The 15,611-nt window shown below is 70.7% G+C and carries 16 protein-coding genes; 7 read left to right on the plus strand and 9 right to left on the minus strand.

Annotated elements, in window-relative coordinates; genetic code table 11:
* Positions 1–103: 103 nt before the first annotated feature.
* From ACFY30_RS20815 to ACFY30_RS20850, 8 genes are read right to left on the minus strand one after another with little or no spacing between them, the layout of a single operon-like run.
* On the minus strand, positions 104–436 hold the full coding sequence (locus ACFY30_RS20815) for a metal-sulfur cluster assembly factor (RefSeq protein WP_390656026.1): 333 nt from the start codon (positions 434–436) through the stop codon (positions 104–106).
* Positions 433–900, minus strand: coding sequence for a Fe-S cluster assembly sulfur transfer protein SufU (gene sufU, locus ACFY30_RS20820; protein ID WP_390846650.1), 468 nt, complete (start codon positions 898–900; stop codon positions 433–435). The genes ACFY30_RS20815 and sufU overlap by 4 nt, the downstream gene beginning before the upstream one ends.
* A 16-nt stretch (positions 901–916) precedes the next feature.
* A complete protein-coding gene (locus ACFY30_RS20825) occupies positions 917–2,173 on the minus strand; it encodes a cysteine desulfurase (protein WP_390846651.1) in 1,257 nt (418 codons plus the stop codon).
* Positions 2,170–2,934, minus strand: a complete 765-nt coding sequence (gene sufC / locus ACFY30_RS20830; RefSeq protein WP_390846652.1) for a Fe-S cluster assembly ATPase SufC — start codon at positions 2,932–2,934, stop codon at positions 2,170–2,172. The genes ACFY30_RS20825 and sufC overlap by 4 nt, the downstream gene beginning before the upstream one ends.
* Before the next feature lie 7 nt (positions 2,935–2,941).
* Complete coding sequence (locus tag ACFY30_RS20835) at positions 2,942–3,274, minus strand: non-heme iron oxygenase ferredoxin subunit (RefSeq protein WP_390846653.1); 333 nt, start codon at positions 3,272–3,274, stop codon at positions 2,942–2,944.
* Positions 3,271–4,488 carry a Fe-S cluster assembly protein SufD gene (gene sufD / locus ACFY30_RS20840; protein WP_390846654.1) on the minus strand — a complete coding sequence of 406 codons (1,218 nt, stop codon included), beginning with the start codon at positions 4,486–4,488 and terminating at the stop codon, positions 3,271–3,273. The genes ACFY30_RS20835 and sufD overlap by 4 nt, the downstream gene beginning before the upstream one ends.
* Positions 4,489–4,548: 60 nt before the next feature.
* A complete protein-coding gene (gene sufB, locus ACFY30_RS20845) occupies positions 4,549–5,970 on the minus strand; it encodes a Fe-S cluster assembly protein SufB (RefSeq protein WP_390656021.1) in 1,422 nt (473 codons plus the stop codon).
* On the minus strand, positions 5,967–6,737 hold the full coding sequence (locus ACFY30_RS20850; RefSeq protein WP_390846655.1) for a helix-turn-helix transcriptional regulator: 771 nt from the start codon (positions 6,735–6,737) through the stop codon (positions 5,967–5,969). Before ACFY30_RS20850 ends, sufB begins: the two co-directional genes overlap by 4 nt.
* A gap of 490 nt (positions 6,738–7,227) precedes the next feature.
* Here ACFY30_RS20850 and ACFY30_RS20855 point away from each other — a divergent pair, with 490 nt between their 5' ends.
* The 5 genes from ACFY30_RS20855 to ACFY30_RS20875 are packed head-to-tail and all read left to right on the plus strand — an operon-like array spanning position 7,228 to position 12,665.
* Positions 7,228–7,614, plus strand: coding sequence for a response regulator (locus ACFY30_RS20855; RefSeq protein ID WP_390846656.1), 387 nt, complete (start codon positions 7,228–7,230; stop codon positions 7,612–7,614).
* Positions 7,614–7,988: a response regulator transcription factor gene (locus tag ACFY30_RS20860; RefSeq protein ID WP_390656018.1), complete on the plus strand. Its 375-nt coding sequence runs from the start codon at positions 7,614–7,616 to the stop codon at positions 7,986–7,988. Before ACFY30_RS20855 ends, ACFY30_RS20860 begins: the two co-directional genes overlap by 1 nt.
* Entirely contained in the window at positions 7,985–9,091 is a 1,107-nt protein-coding gene (locus tag ACFY30_RS20865) for a HEAT repeat domain-containing protein (protein WP_390846657.1), read from the plus strand. The genes ACFY30_RS20860 and ACFY30_RS20865 overlap by 4 nt, the downstream gene beginning before the upstream one ends.
* A complete protein-coding gene (locus ACFY30_RS20870) occupies positions 9,088–10,581 on the plus strand; it encodes a glycosyltransferase (RefSeq protein WP_390846658.1) in 1,494 nt (497 codons plus the stop codon). Before ACFY30_RS20865 ends, ACFY30_RS20870 begins: the two co-directional genes overlap by 4 nt.
* A complete protein-coding gene (locus ACFY30_RS20875; protein ID WP_390846659.1) occupies positions 10,578–12,665 on the plus strand; it encodes an ATP-binding protein in 2,088 nt (695 codons plus the stop codon). The genes ACFY30_RS20870 and ACFY30_RS20875 overlap by 4 nt, the downstream gene beginning before the upstream one ends.
* Positions 12,666–12,686: 21 nt before the next feature.
* On the opposite strand, the gene ACFY30_RS20880 is transcribed toward ACFY30_RS20875, so the two are convergent.
* Entirely contained in the window at positions 12,687–13,628 is a 942-nt protein-coding gene (locus tag ACFY30_RS20880; RefSeq protein ID WP_390846660.1) for a glycoside hydrolase family 16 protein, read from the minus strand.
* A gap of 231 nt (positions 13,629–13,859) precedes the next feature.
* On the opposite strand from ACFY30_RS20880, the gene ACFY30_RS20885 reads away from it, so the two are divergent.
* The gene (locus tag ACFY30_RS20885) at positions 13,860–14,783 is read left to right on the plus strand and encodes an ABC transporter ATP-binding protein (RefSeq protein ID WP_390846661.1); all 924 of its coding nucleotides are present in this window, start codon (positions 13,860–13,862) and stop codon (positions 14,781–14,783) included.
* Positions 14,784–14,833: 50 nt separating this feature from the next.
* The gene (locus tag ACFY30_RS20890; RefSeq protein ID WP_390846846.1) at positions 14,834–15,550 is read left to right on the plus strand and encodes an ABC transporter permease; all 717 of its coding nucleotides are present in this window, start codon (positions 14,834–14,836) and stop codon (positions 15,548–15,550) included.
* The last annotated feature ends 61 nt before the right edge of the window (positions 15,551–15,611 follow it).

The following is a 15,611-nucleotide window of genomic DNA, read 5'->3' on the forward strand; positions in this document are numbered from 1 at the left end:
CCTGCGGGGTGGGGGGGGGGGGGGGGTGCCCCCGGGCCCCCCCCCCGCGGGGGGGGGCCCCCCGGGGGGCGCCCCCCCCCCACCGCTGTGCTCGCGGGTGATCTCAGACGTTGAAGCCGAGCGCGCGCAGCTGCTCGCGGCCGTCGTCCGTGATCTTGTCCGGGCCCCACGGGGGCATCCAGACCCAGTTGATGCGCAGTTCGCTGACGAGGCCGTCCGTGGCGGACTTGGCCTGGTCCTCGATGACGTCGGTCAGCGGACACGCCGCCGAGGTCAGGGTCATGTCGACGGTCGCGATGTTCGCGTCGTCGACGTGGATGCCGTAGATCAGGCCCAGGTTGACGACGTCGATGCCCAGCTCGGGGTCGACGACGTCCATCAGGGCCTCGCGGAGCTCCTCCTCCGAGGCCGGCTTCATTTCGATGGTCTCACTCATGCCGTCTTCCTTTCGGCGTCGGCTCCGCCCAGGGCCTGGGCCGTCGCGTCCTTCCACGCCATCCAGCTGAGGAGGGCGCACTTGACCCGGGCCGGGTACTTGGAGACACCAGCGAACGCGACCGCGTCCTCCAGCACCTCCTCCATCGCGTCGTCCGGTTCGATCCGGCCCTTGGACTGCATCAGCTCCAGGAAGGTCTCCTGGATCCTCTGCGCGTCCGCCAGGTCCTTGCCGACCAGGAGTTCGTTCAGGACGGACGCACTGGCCTGGCTGATGGAGCAGCCCTGGCCCTCGTACGAGACGTCCTCGATCCTCGTGCCGTCGTACTTCACGCGGAGGGTGATCTCGTCACCGCACGTGGGATTGACGTGATGCACCTCGGCGTCGCTATCGCGCAGACCACGCCCGTGCGGGTTCTTGTAGTGGTCCAGGATGACTTCCTGGTACATGGAGTCCAGCTTCACCTTTTCAGCACGCCCCTCAGCCGAAGAAGTTCCGTACGTGCTCCAGGCCGTCGACCAGTGCGTCGATCTCTGCCGGCGTGGAGTACAGATAGAACGACGCTCGCGTGGTCGCGGGAATTCCGTACCGGAGGCAGACCGGGCGGGCGCAGTGGTGCCCGACCCGGACCGCGATGCCCTGCTCGTCCAGTACCTGGCCCACGTCGTGCGGGTGGATGTCGCCGAGCGTGAAGGAGATCGCCGCACCCCGGTCCTCGGCCGTGGTCGGGCCGATGATCCGCAGGTCGGGGACCTCGCTCAGCCTCTTCACCGCGTACTCGGTGAGCGCGTGCTCGTGAGCGAGGATCTTGTCCATGCCGATCGACTGCAGATAGTCGATCGCCGCGCCCAGACCCACGGCCTGAGCGATCGGGGGCGTGCCCGCCTCGAACTTGTGGGGGGCCGGCGCGTAGGTCGAGGAGTGCATCGACACCGTCTCGATCATCTCGCCGCCGCCGAGGAACGGAGGCAGGTCCTCCAGGAGCTCCTGGCGGCCCCACAGGACGCCGATGCCCGTCGGGCCGCACATCTTGTGGCCGGTGAAGGCCACGAAGTCGGCCTGCAGGGCCTGTACGTCCATCGGCATGTGCGGCGCGGCCTGCGAGGCGTCGATGCAGACCAGCGCACCGACCTCCTGCGCGCGGCGCACTATCGCCTCGACCGGGTTGACCGTGCCCAGGATGTTCGACACCAGCACGAAGGAGACGATCTTCGTCTTCTCCGTGATGATCTCGTCGATGTCGGACAGGTCGAGGCGGCCGTCGTCGGTGAGGCCGAACCACTTCAGCTTCGCGCCCGTGCGCTGCGCCAGCAGCTGCCACGGCACGATGTTGGAGTGGTGCTCCATCTCCGTGATGACGATCTCGGTCTCGCGGTCCACCCGGTAGGGCTCGTCGGCCCAGCCGAGCATGTTCGCCACGAGGTTGAGCGACTCGGAGGCGTTCTTGGTGAAGATCACCTCGTCGCGGCTGGGCGCGTTGATGAACGCCGCCACCTTGTCGCGCGCGCCCTCGTACAGCGCCGTGGCCTCCTCGGCGAGCACATGCACACCGCGGTGGACGTTGGCGTTGTAGCGCTCGTAGTACTCGCTCAGGGCGTCCAGCACCTGGCGCGGCTTCTGCGAGGTCGCCGCGTTGTCCAGGTACACGAGCTTCCGGTCGTCGTGGACCTGGCGGTCCAGGATGGGGAAGTCCTTGCGGATCGCCTCTGTGTCGAGGAGGCCCGGCAGCTGTGTCACTCGGATGCGCCACCCTTCGTGTAAGCCTCGTAGCCCTCGTTCTCCAGCTTGTCCGCGAGCTCGGGACCGCCGGACTCGACGATCTTGCCGGCGGCGAACACGTGGACGTGGTCGGGCTTGATGTAGCGCAGGATGCGCGTGTAGTGCGTGATCAGCAGGGTGCCGACCTCGCCGGTCTCGCGGACGCGGTTGACACCCTCGGAGACGATGCGGAGGGCGTCGACGTCCAGGCCGGAGTCCGTCTCGTCGAGGATCGCGATCTTCGGCTTGAGCAGTTCGAGCTGGAGGATCTCGTGGCGCTTCTTCTCACCGCCGGAGAAGCCCTCGTTGACGTTGCGCTCGGCGAAGGAGGAGTCCATGTGCAGGCGCTCCATGGCCTCCTTGACCTCCTTGACCCAGGTGCGCAGCTTGGGGGCCTCGCCGCGGATCGCGGTGGCGGAGGTGCGCAGGAAGTTGGAGACCGAGACGCCGGGGACCTCGACCGGGTACTGCATCGCCAGGAACAGGCCCGCGCGGGCGCGCTCGTCGACGGACATCTCCAGGACGTCCTCGCCGTCGAGCAGCACGGTGCCGCTGGTGATCGTGTACTTCGGGTGACCCGCGAGCGAGTAGGCGAGGGTCGACTTGCCGGAGCCGTTGGGGCCCATGATGGCGTGCGTCTCGCCCTGCTTCACGGTGAGGTCGACGCCCTTGAGGATCTCCTTCGTGGCGTTGTCGGCCTCGACGGTGACGTGCAGGTCTCGGATTTCAAGCGTTGCCATGGTGGCCTCAGGACTCCTGGGTGAGGGAGACGAGCACGTCGTCCCCTTCGATCTTGACGGGGTATACGGGGACGGGACGCGTCGCGGGAAGGCCGGACGGCTTGCCGGTGCGGAGGTCGAAGCTGGAGCCGTGCAGCCAGCACTCGATCTGGCATTCCTCCACCTCGCCCTCGGAGAGCGAGACGTTCGCGTGGGAGCAGATGTCGTAGATGGCGAACACCTCCCCCTCGGTACGGACGACCGAGACCGGCGTGCCGTCGAGTTCCACCCGCTTGGGGGTGTCCTCCTCCAGCTCGCTCAGTCCGCAGGCGCGTACGAAGCCGGCCGTCGGCGCGGTCACGACACGATCTCCAGCTCGTTCTCGATCCTGGCGATCAGGCGCTCCTCGATGTCCGGGACACCGATCTGCTGGACCAGCTCGGCGAAGAAGCCGCGGACCACCAGGCGGCGGGCCTCGTCGGCCGGGATGCCGCGGGCCATCAGATAGAAGAGCTGCTCGTCGTCGAAGCGGCCGGTGGCGGAGGCGTGTCCGGCGCCCACGATCTCGCCGGTCTCGATCTCCAGGTTCGGCACCGAGTCGACGCGCGCGCCGTCCGTGAGGACCAGGTTGCGGTTCATCTCGTAGGTGTCGGTGCCCTCGGCCGCGGCCTCGATCAGCACGTCCCCGATCCACACGGCGTGCGCGTCCTCGCCCTGGAGGGCTCCCTTGTAGACGACGTTGGACTTGCAGTGCGGGACATTGTGGTCGACCAGCAGGCGGTGCTCCTGGTGCTGGCCGGCGTCGGTGAAGTACAGGCCGAACAGCTCGGCCTCGCCACCGGTGCCCGCGTACCGCACGCGCGGGTGGAGGCGTACGAGGTCACCGCCGAAGGTGACGACGACCGACTTGAGGGAGGCGTCGCGGCCGACGAGCGCGTTGTGCTGGGCCACGTGCACGGCCTTGTCGTCCCAGTCCTGGACCGAGACGACGGTCAGCTTGGCGCCGTCGCCCAGGAGGTAGTCGACGTTGGCGGCGACCACGGCGTCACCGGTGTGGTCGATGACGACGACGGCCTCGGCGAAGGCCTTGAGCTCGATCACCTGGTGGGCGAAGGAGGTGCCGCCCTCGCCGTGCACGCGGATCCGGATCGGCTCGCTGAGCACCGTCTCCTTGGGGACGGTGATCACGCCGGCCTTCTCGAACGCCGAGTAGGCCTGGGCGGCGATCCGGTCCACGGGGGTGCCCGCCCGGCCGATGCGCGGGTCGTCGCGGTCCACGACCTCGACGGTGACGCCCTCGGGGGCCTCGACGGCGACCCTGACGCCCTCGCCGGTCGCGACGGCGGTGCCGTCGTGCAGACCGCGCAGGCGCTCCAGCGGGGTGAACCGCCACTCCTCCTCGCGGCCGTGCGGGACCGGGAAGTCCGCGACGTCGAAGGACGGGGGCGCGCTCATGCGCGTGGCGACGGTCGACTCGGCGGCGACCGCGATCGCGCCCGCGGTGGTCGATCCCACGGGTGGGGGTCCCCCCGCCCGAACGGAGTTGAGGGTGGGGGAGTTCTGAGCCTCAGCCATGGCTGTCGGTTTGCTCTCTTCCTGCGTCAGAAAATCTGCTGCTGCTTCTCGGGAGGGCGGTCAGCCGACCGCGCCTTCCATCTGCAGCTCGATCAGCCGGTTGAGCTCCAGCGCGTACTCCATCGGCAGCTCCTTCGCGATGGGCTCGACGAAGCCGCGCACGATCATCGCCATCGCCTCGAACTCGGAGAGACCGCGGCTCATCAGGTAGAAGAGCTGGTCCTCGGAGACCTTGGAGACGGTCGCCTCGTGGCCCATGGACACGTCGTCCTCGCGGACATCCACGTAGGGGTACGTGTCGGAGCGGGAGATGGTGTCGACGAGCAGCGCGTCGCACAGCACGTTGGACTTCGAGCCGTGGGCACCCTCGCCGATCTCGACGAGACCGCGGTAGGAGGTACGACCGCCGCCGCGCGCCACCGACTTGGAGACGATGTTGGAGGAGGTGTTCGGCGCCATGTGGACCATCTTGGAGCCGGCGTCCTGGTGCTGGCCCTCGCCCGCGAAGGCGATGGAGAGGGTCTCGCCCTTGGCGTGCTCGCCCATGAGGTAGACGGCCGGGTACTTCATCGTCACCTTGGAGCCGATGTTGCCGTCGATCCACTCCATGGTGGCGCCCTCGTAGGCGACGGCGCGCTTGGTGACCAGGTTGTAGACGTTGTTCGACCAGTTCTGGATGGTCGTGTACCGGCAGCGGGCGTTCTTCTTGACGATGATCTCGACGACCGCGGAGTGCAGCGAGTCCGACTTGTAGATCGGGGCGGTGCAGCCCTCGACGTAGTGCACGTAGGCACCCTCGTCGACGATGATCAGGGTCCGCTCGAACTGGCCCATGTTCTCCGTGTTGATACGGAAGTAGGCCTGCAGCGGGATCTCCACGTGGACGCCCGGCGGGACGTAGATGAAGGAGCCACCGGACCACACGGCGGTGTTCAGGGCCGCGAACTTGTTGTCACCGGCGGGGATGACGGTCCCGAAGTACTCCTTGAAGAGCTCCGGGTGCTCCTTCAGCGCGGTGTCGGTGTCGAGGAAGATGACGCCCTGCTCCTCCAGGTCCTCGCGGATCTGGTGGTAGACGACCTCCGACTCGTACTGCGCGGCGACACCGGCGACCAGGCGCTGCTTCTCCGCCTCGGGGATGCCGAGCTTGTCGTACGTGTTCTTGATGTCCTCGGGCAGGTCCTCCCAGGACTCCGCCTGCTTCTCCGTGGAGCGCACGAAGTACTTGATGTTGTCGAAGTCGATGCCGGAGAGGTCGGAGCCCCAGTTCGGCATGGGCTTCTTCTCGAAGAGCTTCAGGCCCTTGAGGCGCAGCTTCGTCATCCACTCCGGCTCGGACTTCTTGCCGGAGATGTCCTTGACGACGTCCTCGTTCAGACCGCGCTTCGCCGCTGCACCGGCCTCGTCGGAGTCGGCCCAGCCGTATTCGTACTTGCCCAGACCCTCGAGTTCGGGGTGGGCAGTCTCCGTGGGGAGAGTCATGCGGGGTTCCTCCCGGCCGTGCTAGCAGATGCGTTGTGGCTCTGGTGATGGGTCTGGGAAATCTTGGGGATGAACGTCGTGCAGACGCCGTCGCCGTGGGCGATGGTCGCCAGTCGCTGGACGTGCGTTCCGAGCAGCTGGGAGAAGATCTCGGTCTCGGCCTCGCAGAGCTGCGGAAACTCTTCCGCGACATGGGCGACGGGGCAGTGGTGCTGGCAGAGCTGCTCGCCCTTCTGGGGGAGCGGCGCGCTGCGTGCCGTAGCAGCGTACCCGTCGGCGCTCAAGGCCTTGGCCAGGGCTTCCGTCCGCTCCTCGGGGGCGGCGGCCTCGACGGCCCTGCGGTAGGCGTCGGCCTGCTCGGCGATCCTCGCGCGCGCGAAGGCGACGACGGCCTCGTCCCCGCCGAAACGCTGCTGGATCCAGCGCAGGGCGTCCGCGGCGAGCCTGTCGTAGGACTGGTCGAAGGCGTCCCGGCCGCAGTCGGTGAGGGCGAAGACCTTGGCGGGGCGCCCGCGGGTCCGCGCTCCGTACACCCGCTGCTCGCGGGCCTCCACGACGTCGTCGGCGACCAGTGCGTCGAGGTGCCGGCGTACGGCGGCGGGGGTGAGCCCCAGCCGTCCGGCCAGCTCGGTCACGGTCGACGGCCCGTGGTCCAGGATGGACCGCGCGACCCGGTTGCGCGTCGAACGATCCGAGCGCATCCCAGCCGCGAGCTCCTCCTGAGGGGCACCCGTGGAGGTCGCCCGAGCCTCGCCGACGTTTTTCACAACGCCATTGTTGCGTAATTCCTCGGAGGCAGGCAAGCCGCGTCCGGATCACCCGACGGTGCCCTGCGTCACTTAGGCATACCTAATCTGACCTGCGGAAACGATCAGTGGACGATCAAGGGACCCGTGGAACCACGGACCCTCCGCACCCCCGCCGGAACGCCGCACCACCATGCCCGCACCCCCTCCCACCGGCCCACTTGTCACCCGGGGCACCCTCACGGCACAGCTGCGCCGACCGGGCGCGGAACCGGGGGAGACGCTCTTCGTCCGCTCCTCGTCCGCTTCTCCCCCGGCCCGCCCGGCCGGGTCCGCGAAGACGCCGGGAGCGATACGCCGACCGGGTCTCCACCGACCCCGCGAGGAGACCGGGTCTCCACCGGTGAGGAAGAGGGGGCGTCCGGGGCTTCTGAGGGCCGTGAGCCCGGTGTGGCAGAAGGGGATGATTCCTCCTATTTTGTAAGGACTGCCGCACTCGGTAGGGATGGCGATGGACTCTTCGCACGCACGCGTACACGTTCTGCTGATCGAGGACGACCACGACGTCAGCGCCCTGCTGGAGCGGCATCTCAGCGGTCTGGGATGCCGGGTGAGCATCGCGGACTCGGGTGAGGAGGGTCTGGACCTGGCGTTCGCCGATCCCCCGGACATGGCCATCGTCGACGTACTGCTGCCCGGCATCGACGGGCGCGAGGTCATCCGCCGACTGCGAGCCGACGAGCGGACCGAGCGGTGCCACCTCGTCGTGTCGTCCGTGCTCGACCCGGAGGACCTGTCCGAGCTCGCGACGGACGAGATGCTGACCAAGCCGTTCCGGCAGGCGGCGGTGGCGCGGCTGCTCGACTCCTACCGCAGCTCCGTATCGCAGGAGGAGTAATGGCTCGTGTCCTGATCGCCGACGACGACGCCGACATTCGGGACCTCGTGGCGTTCAAGCTGGTCCAGAGCGGTCACCAGGTCACCGCCGTGGAGGACGGCATGGCCGCGCTGCGGACGGTGCGCGAGCAGCCGCTGGACCTCGTGCTCCTCGACATACGCATGCCGGGGCTGTCGGGGCTGGACGTGTGCCGGGAGCTGCGCGCCTGCGACGCCACCGCGTCCCTGCCCGTCATCCTCATCACCGCACGGTCCCAGGAAGGAGACGTCGAACTCGGCTTCGCCGCGGGCGCCGACGACTACATCGTCAAGCCCTTCAGCCCGCGTGAGCTGTCCAGCCGGGTCACCGCGGTGCTCACCCGGGTCGAGCGGTGATCCCGGTCCCCGCCGGCCTCGTCACCGGCGCGCTGACGGGGCTGCTGGCCGTCGCCCTGGCGCTGGGCCTGCTGACCGCGGGGATCAGGGGCGTCCGGACGTACCGCCGGCGCCGGCACGAGCGGATCGCGGCGCCGGTGCGCGGGCTGCTGCTGGAACTGCTGTGCGAGCCGGACGACGAGCAGAGCGAGCTGCCGGACCGCATCGCGCGGACCGACCGGCGGACCTGGGCCGCGCTCGAGCCGACGGTGACCGCGATGCTGGGCAAGGTCACCGGCCGGGCGCGCGCGGCACTGGTCCTGCTGTGCGAGCGGCGCGGCTCCGCGGTGGCCGCAACCGCCGACCTGAACAGCCGCAGAGCGCCCCGGCGGGGGCGTGCCGCACAGGTGCTGGGACAGCTCGGTCACCGCCCGGCGGTCCCGGCGCTGTGCCGGCTGCTGGACGACCGTGACCCGGAGGTGCGGCTCGCGGCGGCGCGGGCCCTGGGCCGCATGGGTGAGCCGGTGGCCGTGCCGCCGCTGCTGGGGAGCCTGCGCGGACCGCGGCCGGTGCCCCCCAAGGTGGTCACCGCGGCGCTGACCTCGCTCGGCTCCGAGGCGTGGCCCGGCGTCGTCGCGGGGCTGCGGGACCCGGCTCCCCTCGTCCGGGCGGTGGCCGTCGAGGTGCTCGGGGTGACCGGCGCCCTCGCGCAGACCCCCTGGATCGTCCGGGCGCTGCGCGAGGATCCCGACACCGAGGTGCGCGTCCGGGCGGCCCGTGCGCTGGGCAGGCTCGGCATGCCCGAGGGCCTCGCGCCGCTGCTGGACGCCATCAGGCCCGGCCGGCCCGACGCCCTGCGCATCGTGGCCGCCGGGTCCCTGGGCGGTCTGGGCGCCGTCGCCGCGACGGTCCCCCTGACGAAGCTGCTCGGCGACGCCGACGCCCATCTGGCGGGCACCGCGGCGCGAGCGCTGCTGCGGCTCGGCCCGACGGGTGAGGCGGCACTGCGCGAGGCCGCGGACGGCCGCCCCGGCACACCGGCCACCGCCCAGGCCAGGGCCGCGCTGGCGGAGCGGGCCGTCGGCGGCAGCCGCCACGACGTCCTGGTCGAGGTGACCCTGTGAGCGCGGCGGGCGGGCAGCTGTGGGACGGGGTGCTGGGCACGCTGCACGCGGTGATCGCGGTGTGCGACACCGCGATCATCCTCTACTTCCTGGCCATCAACACCGGCTATCTGGTGCTGATCCTCCTCGCCCTCGCGGAGCTCGTACGGCGGCTGCGCCGGGCCTCCTTCGCCGGGTACGACGACGCCGCCGGCAGCCCGTTCACTCCGCCGATCTCCGTGATCATGCCCGCCTGCAACGAGGCGGCGGGCATCACGGAGGCCGTACGCGCCATGCTCCTGCTGCACTATCCGGTGTTCGAGGTCGTCGTCGTCGACGACGACTCCACCGACGGCACGCTCGACGCCCTCACCGAGGCGTTCGACCTCGCCGCGGTGGATCACGTCGTACCCGAGGACGTCCCCGTGCGGGGCGCGGTCACCTCGCTGCACCTGCCCGCGGGAGGACCGGTGCCGCTGGTGGTGGCCCGCAAGGCCAACGGCGGCAAGGCCGACGCGCTCAACGTCGGGATCAACCTGGCGCGCTACCCGCTGCTGTGCATGGTGGACGCCGACTCCATCCTCGACTCCCAGGCCCTGCTGGCCGTGGCCAAGCCGTTCAGCGACGACCCGCTGCGCGTGGTGGCCAGCGGTGGGGTGGTCGGCATCGCCAACGGCTGCACCGTCGAGGCCGGACGCGTGGTCGAGGCGCACGTCCCCACGGACCTGCTCGGACGTGCGCAGGTCGTCGAGTATCTGCGCGGCTTCTTCCTCGGCCGGACCGGATGGTCCAAGGTCGGCGGTCTGCTGATCATCGCCGGCGCCTTCGGCCTGTTCCGGCGGGACGCGGTGGTGGCGGTGGGCGGCATGGACCCGGACTGTATCGGCGAGGACGCCGAACTCGTCGTCCGTCTCCACCGGCACCTGCGGGAACGGGGCCGCCGCCACGGCGACTACCGCATCGTCTTCGTCACCGAGCCGATCTCCTGGAGCGAGGCCCCCTCGGGACTGCGCGTCCTGGGGCGCCAGCGGCGGCGGTGGCAGCGCGGTCTCACGGAGATCCTGCTCAAGCACCGGCGGATGATCGGCAACCCGCGCTACGGCCGCGTCGGTCTGCTGGCCCTGCCGTTCTACGTGCTCTTCGAACTGCTGGCCCCGCTGGTGGAACTCTCCGGGCTCGTCCTGGTGCCCCTGGGCGTGCTGATCGGCGCGGTCGACACCGACTTCCTGTGGCGCTTCCTGCTCGCCGCCTACGCCTACGCGATGGTGGTCAGCCTGGTGTCGGTCGCCGTCGAGGAGTACGCCTACCACCGCTTCTCCCGGTGGCGGGACATGTGGGGGGCGTTCGTCGGCGTGGCCGTCGAGAACATCGGTTACCGCCAGTACACGGCGTGGTGGCGTCTGCGCGGGCTGTGGGACGCGCTGCACCGGGCCCCGCAGGTGTGGGGGGCGATGACCCGCACCGGATTCGGCCCGGGTGAGCGGGTCGGGCAGGGCGGGGACCGCCCATGAGGATCATCGGTGACCGTGTGGCAAGCCGGCTGACCGGAGCCTTCGGGCTGCTGATCGCGCTGCTTGTGCTGCTGGGGGCGGGGGCCCTGACCGCGGCCCTGGTGGTGGACCGGATCCATGACGAGGTCGTCACACAGCTGGAGCCGGTCGCCCGGGACAACTTGCGGGTGCGTGAGCAGGCCACCCGGATGCACCGGGCCGTGCGCACCTATCTGCTCACCGGGCGCGCGGCGGAGCTGACCGCCTACCGCCAGGCGCGCGACGAGCCGTTCGCCACCCTGGCCGCGGCCGGACGGAACGCCACCGACGCGACCCGGCGGAATCTCGCGGCGCAGGACCGGGAGCTGCGCGACTACGTACGGGTGGCCGACCAGCAGGCGAAGGCCGCACCCGGCAGCATCCGGGCGGCGGAGCTGACCGAGGAGGCCGCCGGGCGGTTCGCGGTCTTCGACAGCACCAACCGACGGCTCGACTCGCAGCTCAACGGGGCCGTCGAGCGGGACGAGGACCGGGCCGACGCCGTCCTCGAAGGCAGCATCGTGGGCATCGGCGTCCTGCTGGCGGCAGGCGGGACCCTGGCCGTCCTCGCGGCGGTGCACACCACGCGTGCCCTGACCCGCCCGCTGCAGAGCACCGCCCGGACGCTGGACCGGCTCGCCTCGGGCGACCACGCGGCGCGGGCGGAGGAGAAGGGTCCGCAGGAGATCAGAGCGGTGGCGCGGTCGGTGAACGCGCTCGCCGACGAGAGCGACCGGATGCGGGCGATCGAACAGGAGCGCACCCGACTGACGCAGACCGCGCGGGCCGTCGGTGTCCGCATCCGGGAGCACCTCGGTGTCGAGCAGCTCCTCGACACGGCCTGCGCCGGTATCGGCGAGGGGCTGGAGGCCGAACACGCCTTCGTCCTGCTGACCGATCAGGACAGCCCCCTCGTGCGCACGGCACGCGCCTGGAGTTCCGAGGCGGGGCTGCTGCCTCCTGAGGAGCAGCCGATCCCGCCCGTTCCCCTCGACGTGGTGCGCGAGCACTACCGGCGGGGAACGGCCTGGTGCCACAACGATCTGCCGGCCGTGCTGGCCGAGGGGGCACCGCTGCCGGGGGCGCCGGGCTCCTTCGGCGAGGGCGGTCTGCCGCGGGACGCCCGGGCGGCGGCCGAGACACTGGGCCTGGTGGGGGTGCTCGTCGTCCCGGTCGGCGTCGGTGACGAACCGCTCGGCGCCCTCTTCCTCGCGCGCGGCCGGCGGGACCGTCCGTGGCGGCCGGTGGAGATCGAGATCGCCGAGTCCATGGCCGCCGGAGTCGGCCGCGCGCTGCACAACGCGCTGCTCTACGAGCGGGAGACACGTCTGGTCGACAAGCTGCGCGCGCTGGACAAGGCCAAGAGCGACTTCCTGTCCACCGTCTCCCACGAGCTGCGCACGCCGTTGACCAGCATCGTGGGGTACATCGAGTTGCTGAAGGACGAGGAGACGGGGCCGCTCACGCCTGCGCAGCGGCACATGCTGGACGTCGTCGACCGCAACGCCAACCGGCTCCGGGCACTCATCGAGGATCTGCTGACCCTGTCGCGCATCGAGTCGGGGGCGTTCAACTCCAGGAAGGAGCCGGTCGACCTGGTCCGGCTGGTGACGTCGGCGGCCGACGCCGTCCGGCCGGCCGCCGAGGCCGCCTCCGTCACCCTGGAGACGCACTGCCCGTCCCGGCCGCTGGTGCTGCAGGCGGACAGCGACCAGCTGGACCGGGTCCTGATGAACCTGCTGTCCAACGCGGTGAAGTTCACCCCGAAGGGCGGGAAGGTCACCGTCCGCGCCGACGCCTGGGACGGGGATGCGGTGCTGACCGTCAGCGACACCGGCATCGGCATCCCCGCGGAGGAGCAGGAGAGGCTTTTCCAGCGGTTCTTCCGCGCCTCGAACGCCACGGACGCGGCCATTCCCGGCACCGGTCTGGGGCTGACGATCGTCCGCACCATCGTCGCGAACCACGGGGGCGAGATGGAGGTGGACTCCGCGGAGGGCCGCGGCACGACCTTCACCGCCCGGCTGCCGATCGCCGCCCCGGACGAGACGGCCCCCTCGCCCTGAGCCGCCCCGCCGTCGGGGGGCTCAGACGGTGTCCTGGAAGGTCACCCCCTGCGACCGGTAGTCGGCGACGGCGGTCTGCACGGCGGCCGGGGTGAGCAGCTGGTCCTGGACGAAGAACACGTAGTCGACCTTCTGCTCGTAGGCACGCGTCTTCCGACTGTTGATCCCGGCCAGGTCGATCAGCCAGTGGTTGAAGCGGATACTCATGGTCGACTCGGGAACGTAGGGCTCGCCGTGCGTGGCGAAGAGCCGGCCGTCGATGTAGTAGGTGACGGTGGTGCTGTCGACGGTGACGACCAGGTCGTGCCAGTCGTTGAAGCTCGCGCGCTCCTGGGTGGAGACGTTCTCCTCCTGCGGCGGGTTCTCCGCGTACGTCTCCCAGGACGTGGCGAGCAGCGCGCTGGAGGGGATGCCCCATCCGCCGTTGGGCAGGTACTCGAAGTCGAGCTCGCTGTAGGCCGGGTCCAGCGGGTGGTCGAGCGGCGAGATGGTGAAGAACGCCTGCACCATGTGGTCGCCGTCGGGCCCGATGGTGGGGCCGTCGCTGAAGCGGACGCGCGCCGCGTAGGTGCCGTACAGGAACTTGCGCTGCTGGTAGATCTCGGTGTGCTCGGTACCGGCCGCCGTGCCGTTGGTGCCGGAGCGCAGGGTCATGACGGAGTTGCCGGAGGCGGTGGCGAAGGTGATGTTCTGCGGCTTCCACGTGGCGCCGGACACACCGGGCCCGCCCTGGCCCGAGCGCAGGGTCCAGCCGTGCTGGGTGAGCTGCTGATCGGTGGCGGAGAGGTAGTTGAAGTCGTCGAACAGCGCCGGACCGACGACGGCCCGCGCGGACCGGGCCGGCTGGTGGCCGGTGACGGCGCCGGCCGGGCCGGGAAGGGCGGCGAGGGCCGCGCACATCAGCGCGGAGGTGACGAGTCCGGCAGCGGCCCTCGTCCGGGAGAGCAGGGCGCGTCTGGTCATGGCTCAACTGCCTTTCAACGGAAGGGAGAAGGCGTCCGCCGCCCGCCTGGGACGGGCCATCGCCAGTGAAGCACCGCCGGATGGACGGAATGGGAGGGATGCCGTCTCTTCACCCGAAAGGACCATTTTGCGTGCGGGGAGGGAGCCGTGGGCCGCCCGTGACGAGGGCCGCACCGGAGGACGGCCTACCCGCCGGTCACGAGCGGTGGACGCGTACCTAGACTCGGGGCCATGCGAAGTGAGCCCGTGGTCCAGGTCCAGGCCCTGGTGATGCGGTACGGCACGAAGACTGCGGTGGACGGCCTCGACCTGACGGCCCGGACGGGTGTCACCGCCGTGCTGGGTCCCAACGGCGCCGGGAAGACGACCACGATCGAGACCTGTGAGGGGTACCGCCGGCCGCACTCCGGCACCGTGCGCGTCCTCGGTCTCGACCCCGTGAGACAGGCCGTCGAGCTGCGCCCCCGGGTCGGTGTGATGCTGCAGTCCGGTGGCGTGTACTCGGGTGCGCGGGCCGACGAGATGCTGCGGCACGTGGCGAAGCTGCACGCGCATCCGCTGGACGTGGACGCGCTGATCGAGCGGCTCGGGCTCGGCTCCTGCGGCCGCACGGCGTACCGGCGGCTGTCCGGCGGCCAGCAGCAGCGGCTCGCCCTGGCGATGGCGGTCGTGGGCCGCCCCGAGCTGGTGTTCCTGGACGAGCCGACGGCCGGCCTGGACCCGCAGGCCCGCCGCGCCACCTGGGACCTGGTCCGGGATCTGCGCACGGACGGCGTCTCGGTGATCCTGACCACCCACCACATGGACGAGGCCGAGCAACTGGCCGACGACGTGGCGATCATCGACGCGGGCCGGGTCGTCGCCCAGGGCTCCCCCGAGGAGCTGTGCCGCGGCGGCGCGGAGAACACCCTGCGCTTCACCGGCCGCCCCGGCCTCGACGTCGGCTCCCTGCTCAAGGCCCTGCCCTCCGACAGCTCCGCCGCCGAGCTGACGCCGGGCTCCTATCGGGTGATGGGCAAGGTCGACCCGCAACTGCTGGCGACGGTCACCTCGTGGTGCGCCCAGCACGGGGTGATGCCGGACCGGATCTCGGTGGAACGGCACACCCTCGAGGACGTTTTTCTGGAGCTCACCGGCAAGGAGCTGCGCTCGTGACCGCCACTGGCACCTACACCCCCAGGCCGGGCGCGGCGCCCCTGCCCCGCATGATCGCGGCGCAGGCGGCGCTGGAGACGAAGATGCTCCTGCGCAACGGCGAGCAGCTGCTGCTCACCGTGGTGATCCCGGCGCTGCTGCTGGTCCTGTTCAGCAGCGTGGACATCATCGACACCGGCGCCGGGGCGGCGGTGGACTTCCTGGCCCCCGGCATCCTCGCGCTCGCGGTGATGTCCACGGCGTTCACCGGCCAGGCCATCGCCACCGGCTTCGAACGCCGCTACGGCGTCCTGAAGCGGCTCGCCTCCTCACCGCTCCCGCGCTGGGGCCTGATGACGGCCAAGACGGCATCGGTGCTGGTCACCGAGGTCCTTCAGGTGATCCTGCTGACGGCGATCGCCTTCGCGCTGGGCTGGAACCCGCACGGAAACCCGCTCGCGGTCCTGCTCCTGCTGATCCTCGGCACGGCCGCCTTCTCCGGCCTCGGCCTGCTGATGGCGGGCACCCTGAAGGCGGAGGCGACCCTGGCCGCCGCCAACCTGGTCTTCCTGCTGCTGCTCGTGGGCGGCGGGGTCGTCGTCCCGCTGGACAAGTTCCCGTCCCCCGCACAGGACGTTCTCGGCCTGCTGCCGATCTCGGCCCTGTCCGACGGTCTTCGGGACGTGCTCCAGCACGGCGCGGGCATCCCCTGGGGCGACCTGGGGATCCTGGCGGTGTGGGCGGTCCTGGGGCTGGCGGCGGCGGGGAGGTTCTTCCGCTGGGAGTGAGGCGTGTTCCGGCCACCGGGGAGGCCGGCGCCGTCCGCCGTGCGAGTGGCATCCGGGCGAA

It is taken from the genome of Streptomyces sp. NPDC000345, assembly GCF_042898825.1.
Taxonomy (GTDB): Bacteria; Actinomycetota; Actinomycetes; order Streptomycetales; family Streptomycetaceae; genus Streptomyces.